1 pseudogene and 1 other annotated feature are annotated in these 391 nt (G+C 52.2%); the pseudogene reads left to right on the forward strand.

The features are described 5' to 3' along the window. Positions 1-140: 140 nt before the first annotated feature. Positions 141-257: pseudogene (locus ACRPFF_RS11485) on the forward strand (inositol monophosphatase); the annotation flags it as partial. 25 nt (positions 258-282) lie between these two features. Further along, positions 283-383, forward strand: a sequence feature (23S ribosomal RNA rRNA prediction is too short). The last annotated feature ends 8 nt before the right edge of the window (positions 384-391 follow it).

Below are 391 nucleotides of genomic sequence, written 5' to 3' on the forward strand. Positions count from 1 at the left end.
GCTCGGAGATGTGTATAAGAGACAGGTGAAATATCATTGCGGCAAAGATTCGGGCGATCCGGAAACGCGTAAGGGCGTGTGCTTTGAGCGACGGTGCATGTGTCGGCAGAAAAGTTGGGAATCAGCGGCATATTGGTCTGATGAATCCGTTTTTGAATACAGCCTTTAAAGCCGCCCGCCGTGCCGGTCAGATGATGATTCGCGCCGCAGGTAACCTCGATGCCGTCAAAACCGACAGCAAAGCCTTCAACGATTTTACTCGCCTGAAGATGAGACTTCCCTTGTGGTTTAACCACACTAAAGAGTCGTTCGAGACCAGGACGTTGATAGGCGGGGTGTGGAAGCGCGGTAACGCGTGACGCTAACCCATACTAATTGCTCGTGAGGCTTG

Origin of the sequence: Neisseria sp. SLRRB23 (assembly GCF_050896295.1) — a bacterium.
GTDB lineage: Bacteria > Pseudomonadota > Gammaproteobacteria > Burkholderiales > Neisseriaceae > Neisseria.